Origin of the sequence: Pseudomonas sp. TWP3-2 (assembly GCF_049897765.1) — a bacterium.
Taxonomy (GTDB): Bacteria; Pseudomonadota; Gammaproteobacteria; order Pseudomonadales; family Pseudomonadaceae; genus Aquipseudomonas.
Genome location: NZ_JAFCWW010000003.1, coordinates 173680 through 195205, shown reverse-complemented (window position 1 = coordinate 195205; position 21526 = coordinate 173680). Strand labels below are relative to the sequence as shown.

18 protein-coding genes, 4 tRNA genes and 1 pseudogene are annotated in these 21526 nt (G+C 60.4%); 8 read left to right on the top strand and 15 right to left on the bottom strand.

Going from position 1 to position 21526, the window contains the following annotated elements; translation table 11 throughout:
- The first annotated feature begins 84 nt into the window (after positions 1-84).
- From ACP7EE_RS06355 to ACP7EE_RS06345, 3 genes are all read left to right on the top strand, one after another.
- Complete coding sequence (locus ACP7EE_RS06355; RefSeq protein ID WP_426203292.1) at positions 85-855, top strand: 2OG-Fe(II) oxygenase; 771 nt, start codon at positions 85-87, stop codon at positions 853-855.
- A gap of 1 nt (position 856) precedes the next feature.
- Complete coding sequence (locus ACP7EE_RS06350) at positions 857-1495, top strand: LysE family translocator (RefSeq protein WP_420646492.1); 639 nt, start codon at positions 857-859, stop codon at positions 1493-1495.
- 195 nt (positions 1496-1690) lie between these two features.
- A complete protein-coding gene (locus ACP7EE_RS06345; protein WP_426233939.1) occupies positions 1691-3430 on the top strand; it encodes a dipeptidase in 1740 nt (579 codons plus the stop codon).
- Between the two features lie 124 nt (positions 3431-3554).
- Here ACP7EE_RS06345 and ACP7EE_RS06340 read toward each other — a convergent pair.
- The 4 genes from ACP7EE_RS06340 to ACP7EE_RS06325 all read right to left on the bottom strand — a co-directional run bounded on the left by ACP7EE_RS06340 (position 3555) and on the right by ACP7EE_RS06325 (position 3967).
- Positions 3555-3630: transfer RNA gene (locus ACP7EE_RS06340), tRNA-Gly, on the bottom strand.
- A 2-nt stretch (positions 3631-3632) separates the two neighbouring features.
- Positions 3633-3708: transfer RNA gene (locus ACP7EE_RS06335), tRNA-Glu, on the bottom strand.
- 105 nt (positions 3709-3813) lie between these two features.
- A tRNA-Gly gene (locus tag ACP7EE_RS06330) sits at positions 3814-3889 on the bottom strand.
- Between the two features lie 2 nt (positions 3890-3891).
- A tRNA-Glu gene (locus ACP7EE_RS06325) sits at positions 3892-3967 on the bottom strand.
- A 395-nt stretch (positions 3968-4362) separates the two neighbouring features.
- Between ACP7EE_RS06325 and ACP7EE_RS06320 the strand changes: the two genes are divergently transcribed.
- Positions 4363-5121 carry a hypothetical protein gene (locus tag ACP7EE_RS06320; protein WP_420646490.1) on the top strand — a complete coding sequence of 253 codons (759 nt, stop codon included), beginning with the start codon at positions 4363-4365 and terminating at the stop codon, positions 5119-5121.
- 557 nt (positions 5122-5678) lie between these two features.
- Here the strand turns inward: ACP7EE_RS06320 and ACP7EE_RS06315 are convergent.
- The 4 genes and pseudogenes from ACP7EE_RS06315 to ACP7EE_RS06300 form a co-directional block, all read right to left on the bottom strand.
- Positions 5679-6542, bottom strand: a complete 864-nt coding sequence (locus ACP7EE_RS06315; RefSeq protein WP_426234092.1) for a methyl-accepting chemotaxis protein — start codon at positions 6540-6542, stop codon at positions 5679-5681.
- Positions 6540-7604: pseudogene (locus ACP7EE_RS06310) on the bottom strand (HAMP domain-containing protein); the annotation flags it as partial. The gene ACP7EE_RS06315 and the pseudogene ACP7EE_RS06310, both read right to left, overlap by 3 nt.
- A gap of 147 nt (positions 7605-7751) precedes the next feature.
- Entirely contained in the window at positions 7752-9152 is a 1401-nt protein-coding gene (locus ACP7EE_RS06305) for a PLP-dependent aminotransferase family protein (protein ID WP_426233938.1), read from the bottom strand.
- 200 nt (positions 9153-9352) lie between these two features.
- Positions 9353-10114 carry an SDR family oxidoreductase gene (locus ACP7EE_RS06300; protein WP_426233937.1) on the bottom strand — a complete coding sequence of 254 codons (762 nt, stop codon included), beginning with the start codon at positions 10112-10114 and terminating at the stop codon, positions 9353-9355.
- A 228-nt stretch (positions 10115-10342) separates the two neighbouring features.
- Between ACP7EE_RS06300 and ACP7EE_RS06295 the strand changes: the two genes are divergently transcribed.
- Entirely contained in the window at positions 10343-11347 is a 1005-nt protein-coding gene (locus ACP7EE_RS06295) for an NADP-dependent oxidoreductase (RefSeq protein ID WP_426233936.1), read from the top strand.
- A gap of 69 nt (positions 11348-11416) precedes the next feature.
- Here the strand turns inward: ACP7EE_RS06295 and pyrF are convergent, their stop codons facing one another.
- Complete coding sequence (pyrF, locus tag ACP7EE_RS06290) at positions 11417-12115, bottom strand: orotidine-5'-phosphate decarboxylase (RefSeq protein ID WP_426233935.1); 699 nt, start codon at positions 12113-12115, stop codon at positions 11417-11419.
- 295 nt (positions 12116-12410) lie between these two features.
- Between pyrF and ACP7EE_RS06285 the strand changes: the two genes are divergently transcribed.
- The 3 genes from ACP7EE_RS06285 to xopAW all read left to right on the top strand — a co-directional run bounded on the left by ACP7EE_RS06285 (position 12411) and on the right by xopAW (position 14973).
- Positions 12411-13160, top strand: a complete 750-nt coding sequence (locus ACP7EE_RS06285; protein ID WP_420646485.1) for a response regulator — start codon at positions 12411-12413, stop codon at positions 13158-13160.
- A complete protein-coding gene (locus ACP7EE_RS06280; RefSeq protein WP_426233934.1) occupies positions 13160-14212 on the top strand; it encodes a sensor histidine kinase in 1053 nt (350 codons plus the stop codon). The genes ACP7EE_RS06285 and ACP7EE_RS06280 overlap by 1 nt, the downstream gene beginning before the upstream one ends.
- A gap of 104 nt (positions 14213-14316) precedes the next feature.
- Positions 14317-14973: a XopAW family type III secretion system calcium-binding effector gene (xopAW, locus tag ACP7EE_RS06275; RefSeq protein ID WP_426233933.1), complete on the top strand. Its 657-nt coding sequence runs from the start codon at positions 14317-14319 to the stop codon at positions 14971-14973.
- A 549-nt stretch (positions 14974-15522) separates the two neighbouring features.
- On the opposite strand, the gene ACP7EE_RS06270 is transcribed toward xopAW, so the two are convergent.
- The 6 genes from ACP7EE_RS06270 to ACP7EE_RS06245 form a co-directional block, all read right to left on the bottom strand.
- Positions 15523-16569 carry an AI-2E family transporter gene (locus ACP7EE_RS06270; protein WP_420646482.1) on the bottom strand — a complete coding sequence of 349 codons (1047 nt, stop codon included), beginning with the start codon at positions 16567-16569 and terminating at the stop codon, positions 15523-15525.
- Positions 16570-16636: 67 nt separating this feature from the next.
- On the bottom strand, positions 16637-17455 hold the full coding sequence (locus tag ACP7EE_RS06265; protein WP_426233932.1) for a DUF4892 domain-containing protein: 819 nt from the start codon (positions 17453-17455) through the stop codon (positions 16637-16639).
- A 115-nt stretch (positions 17456-17570) separates the two neighbouring features.
- A complete protein-coding gene (locus tag ACP7EE_RS06260; protein WP_426233931.1) occupies positions 17571-18425 on the bottom strand; it encodes an alpha/beta hydrolase in 855 nt (284 codons plus the stop codon).
- Complete coding sequence (locus ACP7EE_RS06255) at positions 18422-19228, bottom strand: alpha/beta fold hydrolase (protein WP_426202913.1); 807 nt, start codon at positions 19226-19228, stop codon at positions 18422-18424. Before ACP7EE_RS06255 ends, ACP7EE_RS06260 begins: the two co-directional genes overlap by 4 nt.
- Before the next feature lie 117 nt (positions 19229-19345).
- The gene (locus tag ACP7EE_RS06250; RefSeq protein ID WP_426233930.1) at positions 19346-19789 is read right to left on the bottom strand and encodes a hotdog fold thioesterase; all 444 of its coding nucleotides are present in this window, start codon (positions 19787-19789) and stop codon (positions 19346-19348) included.
- A 31-nt stretch (positions 19790-19820) separates the two neighbouring features.
- The gene (locus ACP7EE_RS06245) at positions 19821-21476 is read right to left on the bottom strand and encodes an AMP-binding protein (RefSeq protein WP_426233929.1); all 1656 of its coding nucleotides are present in this window, start codon (positions 21474-21476) and stop codon (positions 19821-19823) included.
- Between the last annotated feature and the right edge of the window lie 50 nt (positions 21477-21526).

The following is a 21526-nucleotide window of genomic DNA, read 5'->3' as shown; positions in this document are numbered from 1 at the left end:
CGGACGATGCCCCGCGCATCGTCCGACGCCGGGGGAACCGCATTCGCCGGTTCCATGGACTTTCGATAGATGGACCTGAATGACATGATGCTTGACGTCGAGCGTCTCGATGAGACGTGCATAAAAAAACTGGCCAACGAAGAAATCCTCGCCATCCGCGTCAAAGGCTTTTTACCCAAGCCGCTGGCGATTCAGATTGGTGACAAAATTCTCGCACCCGGTTTCGAGGGTTATATCAACGCGCCGAGCATCGGCCGCATCGGCATGGCGTTCTACGAGGCAGAAAACCAACCGCTGCTGATCGAGGATTATTTCGAGCGCGCCACCAGCAACATTGCCGAGTTACGCAATCGCTGTGCGCCCTATTCGTCGCCGGTCGACACTTTGCGCTGCATGCTCGACGAATCGTGGCCGGCCGGCGCGCACCTGGAAAACCTCTACGGGCGCAAAATGTACGTCGGCCTGTCGCGGGTGGTGAAACCCGGTGTGTGCTTTCTCGCCCACCACGACATTTTCGCCAAGGATGCGCCGGAGAGTTTTCAGGCGCGCAGCCTGGCCGCGCAATTCGCCTGCAACGTCTACCTGAACATGCCCACCGAAGGTGGCGCACTGCAGATGTGGGACGACGATGTTACCCCCGATCAATTCGACGAGATGCGTGGCGACAGCTACGGCATCGACCCGGCCCTGCTCGGCCCGCCGACGCTGGAAATTCGGCCCGAGCCTGGCGACTTCATCATGTTCAATTCGCGGCGCATGCACTCGGTGACCCCGGGCGTGGCGGATCCGCGCTTGAGCCTGTCGTTCTTTGTCGGCTATCGCGGCAATGCTTCACCCCTGACTTTCTGGAGCTGAGATGTTATCGAATTACCTGGGCGAGTTTCTGGCGCTGGCCACCATTCACTTCCTGGCCGTGGTCGCACCCGGCCCGGATTTCGCCGTGACCATCCGCCAGAGTGTGCGCTTCGGTCGGCTGGTGGGGATCTGCACGGCACTCGGCATCGGTGCGGGAATTTCCGTGCATGTGCTGTATACCCTGCTCGGCGTCGGCGCGTTGATGCACACCACGCCCTGGCTATTGACCGTGGCCAAAGTGGTGGGCGGCGCTTACATTTTTTATCTCGGTATCAGCCTGATCCGCAGCAAACCCAAATCGACACTGGAAGGCGAGAAAGCAGCGGATGAGCCGCCGGGCGAGCAGTCGCTGCTCAAGGCGTTCAGCACCGGTTTCCTGACCAACGCCACCAACCCCAAGGCCACGCTGTTTTTCCTGGCGATCTTCACCACGATCATCAGCGCCACTACGCCATTGGAAATTCAGGCGCTGTACGGCCTGTGGATGTGCGGCGTAAACGCGTTGTGGTTCGTGATCGTTGCGCTGTTCTTCTCCAGCAGCAAAGTGCGCCTGCTGTTCATGCGCATGGGGCACTGGTTCGAGCGCAGCATGGGTGTGATTCTGATCCTGTTCGCCGGGCGTTTGGTGCTGTCGATGTAAGCATGCCACGTGGAAAAGCCCGGTCCAGAGCGAGGGGACAGGGTTTTTCGATTGTGCGTCGCTTTTGCATTTTTGTGCGACGCATCCCACTTCAGGGACTCCCCTATCCCGCTCGTGTGGTGTTAGCTTGCGAAACGGTCTGACATCTCGCTCAGACATTTCCTACTCACTACCTGCGAAGGAATGCCCCCAGCAATGGATTTTTCATTCAAGCAACTGGCCGCTTCGACCCTGATTCTGGCCAGCCTTTCATCCGTCCCGCTGTCCGCACAAGCCAACATCACACCAGAACAAAGCGCGACTATTCTCAAGACATTCAGTGAAACCAAGATCAGCGACTTCAAACAATTCCTCGGTGATTTGGCCAAAAATGACCTGAGTAAGAGCGATAATCTGCGCCCGGCCATCAGCGCGTTTCTCGCCAACAAGACGCTGACCGCCGAGCAGCAAAACGAAATCCATCGTTTGCTCGGTCTGTACACGCGAGTGAAGTACGGCAAGGACGCGCTCGAGACCCTGCGCGAACTGGTAGAGATTCCGACCGACCGCAAAGAAGGCGTCGAACAGCACGAAAATCCGCAGTTCATCAAAATTGCGGCGAAGATCAAGGACCTCGCCGAGTCGTTCGGCCTGAAGTACCGCAATGTCGACAACCGGGTTTATGAAATCTCCCTGGATGGCGCTGGCGAAGAAGTCGTCGGCATTCACGCCCACGCCGACGTGGTGCCAGTAACCCCGGAAAACTGGGTGCTGAAGGATGGCACCAAACTCGACCCCTTCAAGGTCACGCTGATCGGCGACCGCATGTACGGCCGTGGCACCGAGGATGACAAGAACGGCATCGTTGTCGCGCTGTACGCGATGAAAGTGATCAAGGAAGAAAAACTGCCACTGGCGCGCAACTTCAAGCTGTTGGTCGACACCACGGAAGAAACCACTGGCGACGCCATTCCTTATTATTTCGAACGCAACCCGACACCGAACTACAACATGGCGCTGGATGGCGGCTACCCGGTGGTGATTGCCGAGAAAGGCTACGGCACCGTGATGGGGCATTTCCCCAAGCGCAAGGCTGAAGGCAAAGGCGCGGAACTGATCTCGATGACCGGCGGCCTCGCCACCAACCAGATTCCGTCGGCCTCGGTCGTAACGCTGCTGACTGACAAGCCCGCAGAACTGGCCGCCAGCCTGCAAAAGGCCGGCGCCGAGTACGCCAAACGCAACGGCGGCGACTTCGAAGTCAACGCCAAGGTCGATGGCAAAGACGTCAAACTCACCGTGACCGGCGTTTCCGCGCACTCCTCCGAGCCAGAATCCGGGGTCAACCCGGTCGCGCGCATGCTCGACTTCATCCACAGCGTGGATGGCAAGATCGCGTTCAAGCACAACCACATCACCGATGCTGCACGCTACGCCGCCGAGAACTGGGGCCTGGATTACAAGGGTGCCAAGCTGGGTGTGGGTTTCTCCGACGCGTTCATGGGCCCGCTGACCACCTCGCTGACCTACGTCGGCATGGATGAAAAAGCCTTCAAACTTGCAGTCAACCTGCGCGTGCCGAAAGGCAAGTCGCCGGAAGCACTCAAGGCAGAAATCGCCGAGAAAATTTCAGCCTGGAGCAAGCAAACCAAGGTAGCAGCGACCTTCGACTACTCGATCGCCGAACCGATGTACCGCAACCCTGAAGGCGAGTGGGTCAAGGCACTGTTGGCCGTGGCCAGCGAAAACCTCGGCATGAAACACGAATTCGGCACTTCCGCTGGCGCTACCTCGGTGCATGAATTGCCGAACGGCGTGCAATTCGGCTTGGCCCGGCCTGAGGCCAAATACACCGGGCACACCGACGGTGAGTTCAAGACGGTTGACCAGTTCCTGCTGGATCTGCAGATCGTCACCGAAATGATGGGCCGTATCGGGCAGCTGCCGAAGCTCTGATCGCATCACCGGCCCGCCATTTCGGCAGGCCACAAAAAAGGACCGCGAGGTCCTTTTTTATTGCGCCGCAAATCGCGCACAAACAAAAACGCCGCTCATCACTGAGCGGCGTTTTCGTTAAATATGGAGCGGGAAACGAGACTCGAACTCGCGACCCCGACCTTGGCAAGGTCGTGCTCTACCAACTGAGCTATTCCCGCAATGGCGTCCCCTAGGGGACTCGAACCCCTGTTACCGCCGTGAAAGGGCGGTGTCCTAGGCCACTAGACGAAGGGGACACGCTACCCGGAACACATGGTGTGTGTTTCGGTGTTCCAGATCCGCATCCGAAGACTTGGTTCTGGTTTCACTCAGCACCGCCCGAAGGCACTGCCGTTTAAAAATGGAGCGGGAAACGAGACTCGAACTCGCGACCCCGACCTTGGCAAGGTCGTGCTCTACCAACTGAGCTATTCCCGCATTGGCGTCCCCTAGGGGACTCGAACCCCTGTTACCGCCGTGAAAGGGCGGTGTCCTAGGCCACTAGACGAAGGGGACACACGTACAACATTCACTCCCTACCGCGTTTCGCTGTGTGCTTTACGCTGTAAGTGGCGCGCATTCTATGGATGGATTGGGGGGTCGTCAACCCCCTGATATAAATTTATTTAAATCAATGACTTCGACCTGCTTTACGGGCCGTTCCAGGGTTTTCCGTCGCCCGGCGATTGACGCCTATATTCCGCCACCCGCCAAGGCGTTATAGTCCACGCCACGAATGATGGCAATCTGCACCCCAAGGGCCAGCATTTATATAAGCAGCTCTGTGGCCGATACAGATTCAACTACGCCGATCCAAATCGTCGAGCGGCGCTAGGCGGCTATATACCAAGCCACTACACTCGCAACTCGCACGCGAATCCTATAAAGAGGTCTTACCGGTGACACCACTCATGATCACCCTGCTAGTCATAGTCGGGATCGCAATCTTGATCGCCATTGGTTACATGAACCATGTGGTGGAAAACACCAAGCTGGAGAAGGCCCGCACCAAGGTCGAACTCAACGACCGCCTGCGCCGCTGCGGCGAACTCACCGAGACCTTTCCCGGCCAGTTCATGACGCCCGGGCTGAAGCTGCTGCTGACGCGTCTCGAACTCAACGTCTGCCAGCGCCTGCTCAACCTGGAAAAAACCAGCGCCACCACCAAGGCACGCATCGGCGAACTGAACGCACTGGTAGCCCAGGGCGAATCGATTCCGGTCAACAACCCACCGGCGCCGATCCAGACCGAAGCCAAAGCCAAAGACGTACGCTTCCTCCTCGAAGCCCTGCACGGCCAGATCACCCGTGCCGCCCAGGACGGCTTCCTGCCACCGAACGAAGCCAAACACTGGATCCGCGAAGTGCGCCACATCCTGGTGCTGCTGCACATCGAATTCTTCAACAACCTCGGCCAGCACGCCCTGCAACAAAACCAGCCAGGCCAGGCCCGCCTCGCCTTCGAACGCGGCGTGCAATACCTGCGCAAACAGCAAGATCCGCGGATCTACGCGGAACAGCTGGAATACCTGGAAAAACTGCTGGCGCGTGCCAACGCCCAAGTGATGGACAAGATTGCGCCGGTTGAAGGTGAAGAGAACCAACTGACATCCGGCCTCAAAGAAGTAGAGGCCGATGCAGACTGGAAGAAGAAAGTGATCTACGACTGATGGGTTGTTGATTGGAAGAAGCCACCGCAAGGTGGCTTTTTTGTTGGGTGTGTGGGGAAGATCAAGAGCCCCTCACCCTAACCCTCTCCCGGGGGGAGAGGGGACTGACCGAGGTGCCCACAAGAAATACGCCGACGTGAAATACCGAGGTGAATACAGATTCAAAAACCCCAAAAACCCGCTCCTGCCTCTGCCCCACCACCACTCAACACGATGAGCGTTAGCTCAAGTACCGCTCTTGATCTCAAGCGCCCATCGGCAGGCTGAGTGGAGGGATTCATCCGGGGGTGGGAGCGCAGCGACCGTTTGGCGCAGCCAAATACATCGAGAGGAGGTGCAGCGCAGCAAACCGGAGGCGATGCCCCCGGATGAATGCCGGAGCGAAGGAACCCCGAGCCCCAGCGAGGGGCCGAACGTCAGGGTAAAAGACCTTTGGTTACTTTGGGGCGTTTGCCAAAGTGACCCGCCGTAAGGGCGGAACCCTTAGCAGCCACAACCGCAGAAACGGATATATACGCTATAAAGCCAGAGCCTGGTCGGCCCAAAGGCCGCCAAGGTCAAAGCCGAAAATGCCCCACCATCCCCCGCAATTCCCCACCCAACTGCGCCAACTCAACACTCGACAGCGCATTCCCCCGCATCGCAATCGAAGACTGATCCGCACTCGCGCGAATACTCGTGACACTGCGATTTATCTCCTCAGCCACCGAACTCTGTTCCTCGGCCGCCGCCGCAATCTGCTGATTCATCTGCTGAATCAACGAAACCGCCGCCGCAATACTGCCCAGCGCGCTCTCAGTCTGCAGCGCATCACTGACCGCCAGTTTCACCAACTCGCCACTGCTCTGAATCTCCTGCACCGAAGCATGCGCCGCCGCCCGCAACGAGCTGACCAGACGCTCGATCTCCTCGGTCGATTGCTGCGTACGCCGCGCCAACGCGCGCACTTCATCAGCCACCACCGCAAAGCCCCTGCCCTGCTCCCCCGCCCGCGCCGCTTCAATGGCAGCGTTGAGCGCAAGCAGATTGGTCTGCTCAGCGACGCTCTTGATCACACCCAACACCGTGCCGATGTTCTGGATTTCCGCGCTCAGACTTTCGATGCTGGAACTGGCCGAGGTCGCCGAATCCGCCAACTGCTCGATGCGCGCCATACTCTGACGCACCACCTGCTGACCGCTCTCGACCTTGTCATCCGCCGTCTGCGCGGCCTGCGCCGCTTCTTCGGCGTTTCGCGCCACGTCATGCACGGTGGCCGTCATCTGGTTCATCGCCGTGGCGACCTGTTCGGTTTCCTCTTTCTGGCTGCTGACCTCAAGATTGGTCTGCTCGGTCACCGCCGACAGCGATTGCGCCGAACTGGCCAACTGCTCGATACCAGCCTGCAACCCACTGACAATCGCGCTAAGCCCGGCGCCCATCTGCTGCATCGCCAGCATCAACTGTCCGATCTCGTCGCGGCGAGTCACCGGCACCGAGCCACTCAGATCACCGGCGGCAATGCGCTGAGCGACCTGAATAACGCTGCGTAACGGCGCGACGATCAACCGGGTAATCACCCATGCCGCAATCAGCCCCACCAGCAGCGCCAGTGCCGATGAACCAATGATCAAAACCGAATTCTTCTTCAGCTCGCTCTGCATCGCAGCATCTTCAGCCACATACGCCTGATCGACCCGCTCGACCACCTGCGCGGCGCGCTGGTGCAATTGTTCATAGACAGTTTTCTCCTGCGCCAGCAGCCCGGTGTATTCGGCCAGCTTGTCGTTGAACCCGGCGATGTGCCCGGACACCTCATTGAGCACTGTCAGATAGCCGTCATCCTTGACGGTGGATTTGAGCTGTTCGGCCTGAGTCTGGGCCTGAGCCGCCTGCTCGATGTTACCTTTGGCGCCACTGTCGTCGCCCTTGCGACTCTGATCCAGCCGCACGCGCGCTTCGTTCATGGCTTGCAGCATCAGCCGCGACACCTGACTAACCTGGTTGGCCTGTTCGATGAACTGCGCGCCATCCTTGCCTTCACTTTCCTTGAGGGTGTAAGCACCGTCATCGGCCAGCCCGGCCTGCAAGACATCGAGATTATTGGCGACGCTGGACACCGACCAACTGGCCATTTCCAGTGCCAGATCCTTGGCCTGGCTCAGCGAGACAAACTCATCGAACGCCTTTCTATAGGCGCCCAGCGACTGCTCGACATCGTTCATTACCGGCACGTTGGCCGGTGATTGCGCCTTGAGCTGATTGGCCAGCACCACCAGCGCATCCACGCCTTCACGCAGGGCATCGGCAGTCTTCGGGTTGCCGTGCAAGGCGTAGTCCTGCTCGAGCAACCGCACCTTGAGCAAGTCGCTGTTGAGCGTCGACATCTGCTTGAGGCCGTCAAACCGCTGGCTGACGGTTTGCAGGGACCAGACACCGATGGCCGCCACCAGCGCGGTCAGCAGCAACACCAGGACAAACCCGACACCCAGTTTTTTCGCCATACCGAGGTTGGCAAAACGTCCTTGCACGGCCGAAATCATTGCGCGTAGCCCCCTGCCATTGTCTGTAGCCGAAGATTCGCAACGGCCACCCGGCAGCACAAGGCTCTGGCGTCGGAATAATGGCAAAAAGCTACGCCCGCGTCGTTTTCAGAACGCTTGAGGTCGATCCACAGCGGTGCTGCGAAAAAACTGCCGTGCGCGTGAATCACAGGCATATGCCACGTTGATGCGCTGCCAGTCAGAGGTTTCACCGCTGGGGCTGAACGCCGTGGCGTGGGACAACTGCACTCCGTAGCGCTGCGCCTGACTGCGCACCCGCGCATCGTCGGCCAGTGGCGAACGCGCCCAGATAAACAGGCCACTGGTTGGCTTGCCGAACACCTCCCATTCCGCGTCCTCCAGTATCTGCAAAGCCGCCGCACGGTCGACATTCAGCCGCTGGCGTTGACGCTGCACCAGTTTGCGATAGGCGCCACTGGCCAACAGACTGGCCAGAACTGCCTCACTAAACCGCGAAGTCCCCACGCAAGTAATCATTTTGACCCGCGCCAGCCGCGCGATCAGCGCGCTCCCGGCCACGACATAACCGGCACGTAACGAGCTGCTCAGCGTCTTGGAAAAACTCCCGACGTAAATCACTCGCTCATCGTCATCCAGAGCAGCCAGACGCGTACCGCTGCCGTTGTGCAAATCCGCGTAGACATCGTCCTCGATCAACTGCAGATCGTAGGTTTTACTCAATTGCAAAATCCGCTGGGCGACAACCGGCAGCAGGCAACTGCCCGTGGGATTGTGATGATGACTGTTGATGAACAGCGCTTTGGGCCGGAACTGCCCCAGCAATGCCTCGAGCGCCTCGGTGTCCGGGCCGCTCGGCGTACGGCGCACTTCTAGCATGCGCACACCGTGCAGGCGCAACAGATCGAACAGCGGCGCGTAACCCGGTGTTTCGACGACCACACAATCGCCGGCCTTGAACAGCGTGCGCACAATCAGATCCAGGCCGTGACTGGCCCCGGCGGTGGTCAGCACCTGATCCTCGCCCGCTTCGATCCCGAGCAGTTTGAGGCGCTTGATGATCTGCTCACGCAACGCCGGCAATCCCAGTGGCGTGCCGTAGCTGAACAGGCTGGCCATGTCGGTGCGGGCCACCTCGCGAATCGCGTAGCTGAGATCATCCGGTTCGCGCCAGCTTTGCGGCAGAACACCACTGCCGAGCGTCAAACCACTGGCTCGTTCGACACCTGCAACGCGCCAGTGCGACTCCGCGTCGCCCCCGCAGGCTCCAAGCGCTTTGCAACATACCGGCAACGCGGCTGCCACCATGAAACCCGCCCCCTGACGCGAAGCCAGCAGCCCCTGCGCCACCAGACGTTCGCAGGCTTCCAGAACACACGACTGGCTGAGCAAATTGCATCGCGCGATTTGCCTCACGGACGGCAGTCGGGTGGCGGGCGGTACCTGATCCTGGGTGATCCAGTCGGTCAATCCATCAACAATCTGCTGCACAACCGGCACCATTGCCTGTCGGTCAATTCTCAATTCCATGAGCACGCAAACTCCTGTCCGTTTTGCTGGCGGCAGTAAATCACAGCCGCGTCGATCAGGCTGTGCGACAAAGCCGTCAAAACGTCCTGCATTAACTGCTTGATACACATTGTGTATGTTTGACCCGGGAACTAAACACGCGCCCACAAAAAACCCGCATGCATGCGTGCGGGTTTTTTCCTGCGATGTCGACCAGCGTTTCAGAACGCGGTAACGCCCCCGTCCACCGCCAGCGAATGGCCGGTGGTGAACGCCGCGCCATCGCTGCACAAATACAGCACCGCGCTGGCGATTTCCTCGACCGTACCGATGCGCCCGACCGGGTGCATGGCGCTGGCAAACTCGCCTTTCTTCGGGTCGGCTTCATACGCGCGACGGAACATGTCGGTGTCGATCACTGCCGGGCACACGGCGTTGACACGAATTTTCTTCTTGGCGTACTCAATGGCGGCGGACTTGGTCAGACCGATCACCGCGTGTTTGGACGCTGCATAGATGCTCATCTTCGGCGCGGCGCCCAACCCGGCCACCGAAGCAGTGTTGACAATCGCCCCGCCGCCCTGCGCCAGCAGCAAGGGCAATTGGTACTTCATGCACAGCCAGACGCCTTTGACGTTGACGCCGATGATCGCGTCGAACTCGTCGATCGAGCCGTCGGCAAGCTTGCCCTTCTCGATTTCGATGCCGGCGTTATTGAACGCGTAGTCGAGGCGACCGTAGGTATTGATCACCTCGTCCATCAGATTTTTCACTTCGCTTTCGACAGTAACGTTGCAGCGCACGAAGGTCGCTTCGCCACCGGCCGTACGAATCAGCGCTACCGTGCCTTCGCCCCCGGCAGCATCCAGATCGGCCACCACCACTTTCAAGCCTTCGGCGGCAAACGCCTGAGCGGTTGCGCGGCCGATGCCGTTGGCGGCGCCCGTGACTACGACAACCTGGCCGGAAAACGTCATGCTCATTGTGCTGCCCTCGAATGCGCGGATTGATTCAGTGGCAGCATAGCCACAGCGACTTGGGCGGCGGCAGCACTATCCAAACGCTGTGTATGCGCTCATGAATCGCAGTGATGAATACCCGCCCGCCACTATCACTGCACTGGATCAGACTGCATTCGCCGCGTCAGCCAACCTTGCGTCATTGCCGGCGAGGGTCTATCAACAAGACTTCATTCAGTTTGAGTGCCTGTCATGACTAACCAGACCAATCGCCAGTTCCTGCTAGCCAAACGCCCGGTGGGTCCTGCGACCCGTGAGACTTTTACTTATCAGGAAGTCCCGGTCGGCGAGCCGGCGGCGGGGCAGATTCTGGTCAAGAACGAATACCTGTCCGTCGACCCGGCCATGCGCGGCTGGATGAACGAGGGCAAGTCCTACATCCCGCCGGTCGGTCTCGGTGAAGTCATGCGCGCCTTGGGCGTAGGCAAAGTCGTCGCTTCGAACAATCCGGGCTTCGCCGTCGGGGACTACGTCAACGGTGCCTTGGGCGTGCAGGATTATTTCCTTGGCGAGCCTAGAGGCTTCTACAAGGTCGATCCGAAACTGGCGCCGCTACCGCGCTATTTATCCGCACTGGGCATGACCGGTATGACCGCCTACTTTGCTCTGCTGGATGTTGGCGCACCGAAAGAAGGTGACACCGTGGTGCTGTCCGGCGCCGCCGGTGCGGTCGGCAGCATTGCCGGGCAGATTGCCAAGCTCAAGGGCTGCCGCGTGGTCGGCATCGCTGGCGGTGCGGACAAGTGCAAATTCCTCATCGACGAACTGGGTTTCGACGGCGCCATCGATTACAAGAGCGAGGACGTGGTGGCCGGCCTCAAACGCGAATGCCCGAAAGGCGTGGACGTGTATTTCGACAACGTCGGCGGCGACATCCTCGACGCCGTGCTCAGCCGACTGAACCTGAAAGCGCGCGTGGTGATCTGCGGTGCGATCAGCCAGTACAACAATAAAGAAGCGGTGAAAGGTCCGGCCAATTACCTGTCATTGCTGGTCAACCGGGCACGCATGGAAGGCTTTGTGGTAATGGACTACGCCGCACAATTCGCCGCCGCCGGGCAGGAAATGGCCGGGTGGATGGCCAAGGGGCAGCTCAAGAGCAAAGAGGATATCGTCGACGGACTGGAGACGTTCCCGGAGACGCTGATGAAATTGTTCAGCGGTGAGAACTTTGGCAAGTTGGTGTTGAAGGTTTAACCGACAGTTTCGCGCAGATCAAAAACACGGGAGCCAATTGGCTCCCGTGTTTGCATCCGGTGCGAGCGCTTAGGCGATTTCGGCAACCACCGCAGCCAACGCCTTGGCCGGATCAGCCGCCTGGCTGATCGGACGGCCAATCACCAGATAATCAGAGCCGGCATCCAGCGCCTGGCGCGGGGTCAGAATACGGCGCTGGTCGTCCTGCGCACTGCCCGCCGGACGAATCCCCGGGGTCACCAGTTGCAGCGACGGATGTGCGGTTTTCAGCGCTTGAGCTTCCATCGCCGAACACACCAGACCGTCCATCCCGGCCTTCTGAGCCAGTGCCGCCAGACGCAGCACTTGTTCCTGCGGCTCGATGTCCAGACCGATCCCGGCCAGATCTTCGCGTTCCATGCTGGTCAGCACGGTCACGCCGATCAGCAACGGCTGCGGGCCAGTGCGCTTGTCGAGCACTTCGCGGCAGGCCGACATCATGCGCAGGCCGCCGGAGCAGTGCACGTTGACCATCCACACGCCCATTTCCGCAGCAGCCTTGACCGCCATTGCGGTGGTGTTGGGAATGTCGTGGAATTTCAGGTCGAGGAACACCTCAAAACCCTTGTCGCGCAGGGTGCCGACGATTTCTGCGGCACAACTGGTGAACAGTTCCTTGCCCACTTTGACCCGGCACAGCTTCGGGTCCAACTGGTCGGCCAGCTTCAGTGCGGCGTCACGGGTGGGGAAATCCAGGGCGACGATGATAGGAGTCTGGCAGACGGACATGGAGGGGCTCTCAGGCAGGACGAAATCGGCGCGCATTGTAGCGGAACCCGCGGCTGCGCGGCACCCGATGATCGGTAATTCATCGCTTGCGCCGTGATCAGCATAGCGTTCGGCGTTATTGTGTCGAGCCTGATACACAGACGACACGCCGGCAATACGCCCCCGCGCTAGCCTCGCCAGCCGCAACATGCACTTACAGCAGCCCTTCCCGCCTCACGGCCGGACGCCTATGCTGAAACCACAACCTCGCAGCCTATCTTTGTGGTTGGCGGCCTACTGGCAGATCAAGAGCCTCATGCACAACACTCAAGCCACCGTGAACGATGAGCAAAAAGACGACAAGCGCTGGAGCATTCGTGCGCTGATCGTCGACGATGATGTGCCGATCCGCGAACTGATGATCGACTACCTGGCGCGCTTCAACATCCACGCCAGCGGCGTCACCGATGGCACTGCCATGCGTCAGGCCATGCAAGCTGAACATTTCGACGTGGTGGTGCTCGACTTGATGTTGCCCGGCGAAGACGGTCTGTCGCTGTGCCGTTGGCTGCGTGCCGAATCCGACATTCCGATACTGATGCTCACCGCTCGTTGCGAACCCACCGACCGCATCATTGGCCTCGAACTGGGCGCCGATGACTACATGGCCAAACCGTTCGAGCCACGCGAACTGGTGGCGCGGATTCAGACCATTCTGCGTCGGGTGCGCGACGACCGTTCCGAACAGCGCGCGAACATTCGCTTCGACAACTGGCGGCTGAACAGCGTGTTGCGCCAATTGATAGCTGACGATGGGCTGGTGGTGCCACTGTCCAATGCCGAATTCCGCCTGCTCTGGGTGTTCATCGAACGCCCGCGCCGGGTGCTCAGCCGCGAACAGTTGCTCGACGCCGCCCGTGGCCGCTCGATCGAAGCCTTCGACCGCAGCATCGACCTGCTGGTATCGCGTCTGCGCCAGAAACTCGGCGACGACCCGAAAGCCCCGCAGTTGATCAAAACCGTGCGCGGTGAAGGTTATCTGTTCGACGCGCGAGACATCGGCTGATGCGAGCGCGCTTCGACACGCTGTTCGGCCGCCTGTTTGGCATGCTGTTCATTGCGATCGTCCTCGCGCACTTGCTGGCTTTTGCGTGGTTTCGCCTCTACGGTCCGCCACCTCCGCCCCCGCCGCCATTTTCCCAAATGCACGAAGGGCAACCGGCGCCGCAGGATCCGCGTTTCGCTCAGCGACCGCCGCGACCCTGGTTCGGCGGACCATTGGTGCCTCTTACATTCCAGTTCGTTTCGCTGATCATCGCCGCGTGGTACGGCGCCAAACTGCTGACCCGGCCCATCCAGCGCCTGAGCGACGCCGCCGAACGACTCAGCGAAGATCTCGACAGCCCGCCGCTGGACGAGTCCGGCCCTCGTGAGGCGCGGCAAGCGGCGCACACCTTCAACCTGATGCAACAGCGCATTCGCGAACAAGTGCAGGCCCGCGCCCGCATGCTCGGCGCCGTGTCCCACGACCTGCGCACACCGCTGTCGCGACTGAAACTGCGCCTGGAAAACATCAGCGACGACAAGCTGCAAGGCCAGATGCGTCAGGATCTGGACGACATGATCAGCATGCTCGACGCCACCCTCACCTACCTGCACGAACAGCGCACCAGCGAAGCCTTGCAACTGATGGACGTGCAGGCGCTGGTCGAATCGCTGTGCGAAAACGCTCAGGATCAGGGCGCTGACGCGCAGGTCAGCGGTCACTGCGCACCGCTGCCGGTACAGCCAATGGCTTTACGCTCATGCCTCAACAACCTGCTCGACAACGCTTTGCGATATGCGGGACAAGTGCGCATCGAGTTGCAGGATCAGCGCGAGCAATTGCTGATTCGCGTAGTTGATCATGGCCCGGGCATCGCGGCGGACAAACGCGAAGCCGTGTTCGAGCCGTTCTATCGGCTGGAAGGTTCGCGCAATCGCAACTCCGGCGGCGTCGGTCTGGGCATGACCATCGCCCGTGAGGCAGCGCTGCGCTTGGGCGGACAACTCAACCTGGAAGAAACCCCCGGCGGTGGCCTGACTGCCGTGATAATCCTGCCGCGCCTTCCAGCCTGACTGTGTACCGTCCGGTACAAACTCTACATACCCAAGACAACTCGCCCCTTGAGGCTGCATAAGCCGGTACGCCCACCGGTTTTTCAGCCCAAGGAGTGAGCCCGATGATCGGTAGCGTCAGCAACTACACGAGCTATAGCAACACCAACACCAACACCAACACCGCCACGCAAAACGCCCGCAGCCAGCAACTGCAAAAAGAACTGTTCACTAAGCTCGACAGCAATGGCGACGGCGCGGTGGATCAGGATGAACTGAGCAGCGCGTTGTCGCAGAAATCCGACGACGGCTTGCTGGTCAACCTGAGCCAACAATTCGGCGATCTGGACAGCGACACCAGCGGCAGCCTCAGCTCCGAAGAAATGGCCGCAATAGCACCACCACCGCCGCCACCCGCCAATCAGCCACCCAACACCGACCTCGCCGACGCCCTGATCAGCGCACTGGACGCCGACGGTGACGGCAGCATAACCGCCGCTGAATTGAACAGCGCGTTGCAGACCAGCGACAGCACCTCATCGACCAGCAACGACGACGGCGCGGCGTTGCTGAAAGTGCTGGACAGCGACAGCAGTGGCGGCGTGAGCAGTGATGAGCTGGAAGCTGCGTTACAGGCTGGGCGCGAGCGTCCGGCGGAGGACCAGACTGCCAGTGCTCAGACCACCGCTGAAGCGTTGAACCGCATGATCGCGAATTTGAGCAAGCAGTACTCACTGGATAATGCGGCGCCGTTGGGCAAGTATTTGAATGTGGCGACTTGAGGTGATGGGAGGATCGCTCCCGGGTTCGACTTTTCGGAGCGATTAAAGCTGCTGGGTGAGTTGGTTGCTTTCGATTTTTAGTGTGCCAATCAAAGCTGCCCTCACCCTAGCCCTCTCCCAGAGGTAGAGGGGACTGACCGAGGTGCCGACGAAAAATACGCCGACGTGGGATACCGAGGTGAATTCGAATTTTCAAAAGCCACCCAATCCGCTCCAGATGTTGCCTCGCCACCACTCAACACGATGAGCGTTAGCTCGAGTACCGCTTTTGATCTCAAGCGCCCGTCGGCAGGCTGAGTGGAGGGGTTCATCCGGGGTTGGCGCGAAGCGCCGTTCGACGAAGTCGAACACATCGAGAGGAGGTGCAGCGCAGCAAACCGGAGGCGATGCCCCCGGATGAAACCCGGAAGGAAGGAACCCCGAGCCCCAGCGAGCGGGCCGAACGTCAGGGTAAAGACCTTTGCTTCCTTTGGGGCGTCTGCCAAAGGGAGTCGACCGTCAGGGCGAAACCATAAGAGGCCATCACCCCAAAAACGGATATGTTCTCAATCAGCGTTCAATCCGAGCCTGACTCTTACTCCAATCCGTCAACAAACTATAAGCAACCGCCAAAAGCGTAGGCCCGATAAACAACCCGATAAACCCAAACGCAATCAGCCCGCCAAACACCCCAAGCAAGACAATCACCAACGGCAAATTCCCGCCACGGCTGATCAGATACGGCTTGAGCACATTGTCCACGCCACTGATGATGAACGTCCCCCAGATCCCGAGAAAAATCGCCATCCCATAATCACCCTTCCAGGCGAGCCACGCCGTAGCCGGAATCCACACCAACGGCGGCCCCATCGGAATCAGACTCAGCAGAAAGGTCACGATCCCCAACACCAGCGCCCCCGGCACCCCGGCAATAAAGAAGCCGATCAGCGCCAGAACTGCCTGCGCCGCCGCCGTACCAATCACCCCGTTGACCACCCGCTGCACGGTGCCGGCAACCAGATCGATGTAATATCCGGCGCGGTCGCCGATCAGTCGCTGCAGCAAGCCATGAACAAACGCCGCCAGCCGCGGCCCGTCGCGATAGAAAAAGAATACGAAGACAATGCTCAACGTCAGTTCGAGAATCCCGCCGCCGATCTGCGCACTGCGCGCCAGCAACCAGTTACCGACCTGCCCCAGATAAGGCTTGATCGCGACCATCATCGCCGCACCCTGCTGATCGATGCTGTTCCAGATTGCCACCAGTCGTTCGCCCACCAGTGGCACGCTGCCAAGCCAGTCGGGCGCCGCCGGCAGACCGTCGACCTGCACGTCCTTGATCAACGCCGTGGCATCGCGCACGTGATCGGCCAGGTTGAAACCCAGCCACACCAACGGCCCCGCCACCAGCAACATCCAGCCGAGCGTCAGCACCAGCGCCGCCAGCGACTCACGGCCATTGAGCAAGCGGGTCAGCAGGCGCATCAGCGGCCAACTGGCGAACGCCAGCACGGCGCCCCAGAACAGCGCCGACCAGAACGGCGCCATCACCCACAGGCTGGCGCCGAACAGCACCAGCAGGAGGATTTGCACCAACAGCCGATCATTATTGAGCATGCAGGTTCTCGAAGAAGTCAGTCAGCGAAGAGTAGGCGAACAGGCCAAGCGTGCCCGTCCCAGACGCCTAGCGCAACAGATCGATACGCAGACCGGCGCCATCGACGCTGCCCGCTTCCATGCGTGCGGCGCGTACGCCCTGCCCGATCAATGCCTGACGCCAGGTCTCGGCCTTCGGCCCGGAGACGCTCACGCGCAACGTGGTGTCGAGGTTCAGACCCCGCGAGAGCAAACGCAGCCAGGTGTCATCCGGTTCGCTGACGAGTTTCGGCAAGTCGAGTTCACCGGTGCTTTTCAGTTGTCGAAGCAAAGTCGCGGAGGTCGGCAGCAAGTCGCCGAGCGGCGCAGCAGCCTCGAATTGTTCGACATGCAGATAGGCTTTGCGATTGCCGCGCGTGATGCTGTACAGCGCCACCAGCGTGTTGTCGCGCGGTTCTGCCAGTCTCAGCAGCAGATAGGCTTGTTGTTCATCGGAGCCGTACAGCTTGGCGTTACCGAACACTTCATTGGCCCACAGGCTGCTTTCGCCGCAATCGCGCGCCTGGCACCAGAACAGCAACTCGGCGTCCTGTTTTTGCAGGGATTCGCGCGCAGCGGTGAAGGCTTGGGTCGCGGAGTGTTCCGGCGGCAGTTCGTAAGTCACCGAGGTGGTTTGCCCACGGGCGGTGATTTGACCGTCGAAGCGTAATTGGCCGCTGATCTTGCGGATCGAACCCAGCGGATAGATTCGCTCCAGCTCCACCGGAGGGCGATAGTCGACGATCTGCGCATCGGCCAGACGCGGCACGATCGGCAGATCCTGACTGCCCGGCACGTCGGCGGCAGATGACAAGGGACTGAAAAAACACAGCGCCAGCAGACTGAGGCAACGCTTGGGCAGGCTCATCGGACAGGCATGGCCTGGGCGCCTCTTGGGCTATTCGGGGTCGCAGCGGTGTAGAAATCCATCTTGTTTGTCTCCCATTTCAACCCGCCCAGCCTCGACAGTTGCCCGGTGCAAGTCAAGGAATGGCGAAGAAGCGATTGAAACAGTCTGCGACAAGGTCGGCACCGGCCTCATCGTTCAGGTGCAAATGGTGCCCGCCCGGCAGCTGTTCACAGCTGAAGGGTAGACGCTCCAGCAACTCAGGATGTTTGGCCAGCATGCCGTCGGCCGCTACCACCAATTGCGTAGGACATGTGATGCGCTGGACGAAGGCCATCGCCTGTTCCTGGGTCAGACGCAGCGGCGAAGGCAGGGTCAGGCGATTGTCGGTGCGCCAGGTGTAACCGCCGGGCACCGGCATCAGCCCGCGTTGCGCCAGCAGTTCGGCGGCTTCACGACTGACCGCGACCAAGCCTTTCATGCGTGCTTCGATGGCGCGATCAAGGGTGCTGTAAACCGGTTTGCGTTTCTCGCGCAGATCGAGTTGCGCCTGTAGGGCCATGCCCATGCGCTCGGCGGCGTTTTCACCTTTGTCGGTAGGAGGAATCACGCCGTCGATCAACGCCAAATGCGTGATCTTTTCCGGCAACGATCCCGCCAGCACCAGCGAAACGATCGCGCCCATCGAATGCCCGAGCAGAGCGAAACGCTTCCAGCCGAGTTGTTCGGCAACTTGCAGCACATCATGCGCGTAGTCCCACAGCGCATACCCGGCGCCGTTCGGACGATGCCCGGAATGCCCGTGTCCGGCCATGTCCAGCGCAACAATGCGCAAGCCTTTGAGCTTCGGTGCCAGCCGCGCGAAGCTATTGGCGTTGTCCAGCCAGCCATGCAAAGCAATCACCGGCAAACCGCCTTCCGGCCCGAACAGATGGGCCGCCAGTTCGATATGCGGCAGGCTGAGGCGGACTTCTTCGACGGCATGGCTCATGCGCAATCCTTGTGCTGGCGATTTTCCCAGCGGGTGAACAGGTTTTTCAGCAGCAGCGCCGTGTCTTGTGGACGCTCAAGCGGAAACATGTGCCCGCCAGGCATGCTCAGCGCTTCGCCTTGTGGCAGACGCGCGACAAAGCGCGTGTGATGACGCATCACCACTTGGCTCTTGAGCCCGCGCACCATCGCCAGCGGCACCTGCAATTGCCGGGTATGCGCAGGGCTGGTGTGGGGCACGCCGCGATAGATGCTGATCTCGGTGGCCGGATCGAAGCGCAGACGCAGCTTGTCGCCGACCCGGTGCAGACCGTGTTGCAGGTAAGCGTCGAAGCATTCCGGGTCGAAGCTGCGGAACAGGGTTTTGCCGGCGAAGTAGCCACGCGCACTGTCCAGATCGGCAAACTCTTCGCGCCGACCCAGCGTGCGCCCGGCCGGAGTCAGCTTGTCGATGAAACCAAAACGCTTGGCGGCGCGAATTACCCATTGATCGGTGCGGGTCAGCACTGGCGAATCGAGCATGACCACGCCGCGATACAACTCAGGGCAACGCAGCGCCGCGTGCAGATGCAGCATCCCGCCAAACGAATGGCCGACGCCCCACACCGGCTCGTCTTGCTGTCGCAGGTGATGGATCAGTTCGTCGACCAGGTTGTACCAATTGTCGCCCGCCGGGAAACGCGGGTCGTGGGCATGCTGCTCCAGATGCGTCACACGGAACTCCGGCGCCAGCGCGGCAAACAGCTTGCCGTAGGTACCCGAAGGGAAACCGTTGGCGTGGGCGAAAAAGATCGGTTGCGACATGCGGGTGAATCCATGGGCGGGGGACAGGGGTTGATTGTCCGTAAGACCGCTTACGACAGCAATGACCGTAACTGCCAGGAATGATGACAGTCAGGTCAGAACTATGAAGGCCGGAGCTCAACGCACCGGCGGATTCTCCCCCAAAGGCACCACCGCCATGGTCAGTCGCGACACACAACTCGCCTTGCCCTCATCACTGGTCAGCCGAATATCCCAGACATGTGTGGTACGCCCGATATGAATCGCCTTGGCCACCGCCGTCACCCGCCCGCTGCGCAGACCGCGCAAATGGTTGGCGTTGATCTCCAGGCCTACGCAATAAAACTTGCTGGCGTCGATGCACAAATAGCTGGCCATCGAACCCACGGTTTCCGCCAGTACCACCGACGCGCCACCATGCAGCAAGCCGTAAGGCTGATGGGTGCGATGGTCGATCACCATGCTCGCGCTCAGAGACTCATCGTCGAAGGACTCGAAGCGGATATCCAGCACTTCGCCGATGGTGTTTTTCTGGATTGCGTTCAACTGCTCGATGTTCGGAGTGGTGCGCCACAGGCTCATCGCAGACTTCCTTTGTTGTTTTAATCGTCGCTCAATCCTGCCACAGCACCGCCTCGCTGCGCTCGCTCCATTCTTCGAAGCGTGCGCCGTAAGTGGATTCGATGACGTTGCGTTTGATTTTCAGGGTCGGCGTGAGAAAACCGTTTTCCACCGCCCAACTGTCCTTGACCACCACCAACCGGCGCAGGCGCTCATGCTTGTCGAGCGCGGCGTTGACCTCCTCCAGCAGTTTTTCCAGGCTCGAATGCAGACTGGCGCGCGCCTCGTCACGGCCGGCCACCGACAATACGCACAGCCCCAGTGGCGCACTCAAGCCATCGCCGACCACACACACCTGTTCGATCCGCGTGTGCACCGCCAGACGATTTTCAATCGGTGCAGGGGCGACGTATTTGCCTTTGCTGGTCTTGAAGATTTCCTTGAGGCGACCCGTCAGACGCAAGCGCCCTTCGGCGTCTTGCTCGCCCTTGTCACCGGTGCGCAGGAAACCATCCTCGGTCAGGGTTTCGGCGGTTTTCTGCGGTTCCTTGAAATAGCCCAGCATGTTCGCCTGACTGCGCACCTGCACTTCGCCGGACTGATCAATGCGCACCTCGACTTGCGGGCACGGCTTGCCGATCCAGCCCTGTTTGTATTCGCCCGGCAGGCAGATGTGCGAGTAACCGCAGCCCTCGGTCATGCCGTAGACCTCGAGTACATCCAGCCCGAGTTTCTGATACCAGGCGAGCAACGCCTGCGGCACCGGCGCGGCGCCGGACAGCGCCACGCGCAACGCATCCAGCCCCAAACCCGCCAGCACTTTGTGCCCGACGCGTTTGCCAATGAATGGCAGGCCGAGCAGGAAATCCAGGCGTTTGGCCGGGATCTTGCCGTACACGCCCATCTGGAATTTGGTCCAGATCCGTGGCACGCCAAACATTGCCGTAGGCCGTGCCCGCTGCAGATCGGTCATGAAGGTATCCAGGCTCTCGGCAAAGAACACGGTCTGCCCGGTATAGATCGAGGCCATCTCGACAAACATGCGTTCGGCTACGTGGCACAGCGGCAGATAGGAAAGCAGCCGATCGTTTTCGTTGAGGCCGAATAACTGCGTGCCATGAGTGGTGGCGAAGCCGAGGTTGGCGAAGCTGTGCATCACGCCTTTGGGCAGACCGGTGGTGCCGGAGGTGTAGATGATGGTCGCCAGTTGCTCGGCCGCGGGGCGCGGATCGTCCTGGATCGGCGAGCTGCGTTGCAGGTCGTCCCAGCTGAAATCGAAAGTGCCCGGCGGATGCAGCGGCAGGCTGATGGTCGGCAGATTCGCCGGCATGCCGACCGCCATGCCCGACCAGTCATCGAGTTTGCCGATAAACGCCAGCACGCTTTCCGAGTGCGTGAGCACCTGATTCACCGAGTCGGCGGTGAGGTTCGGATACAGCGGCACCGAGACATGCCCGGCCATCCAGATCGCCAGGTCGGCGATGATCCAGTGCGCACAGTTTTTCGAGATCAGGGCGATGTGGCTGCCTTGCGGCAGTTCGCGGGCGCGCAACCAGTGTGCGGCGCAGCGGGCTTGATGACCGACGTCGGCCCAGCTCAGGGTTTCGACCTGCCCGCCACCGGTAGGCTGCACCATGAAGCGCTGGCGCGGGTGCCGGGCCTCGCGTTCGTAAAACACGTCCAGCGGTAAACGGAAGGCGGCAGACATGCGACTCGCTCCTGTTTTTTTGGTCTGGAGCAAGCGTAGTCAACCAAGCA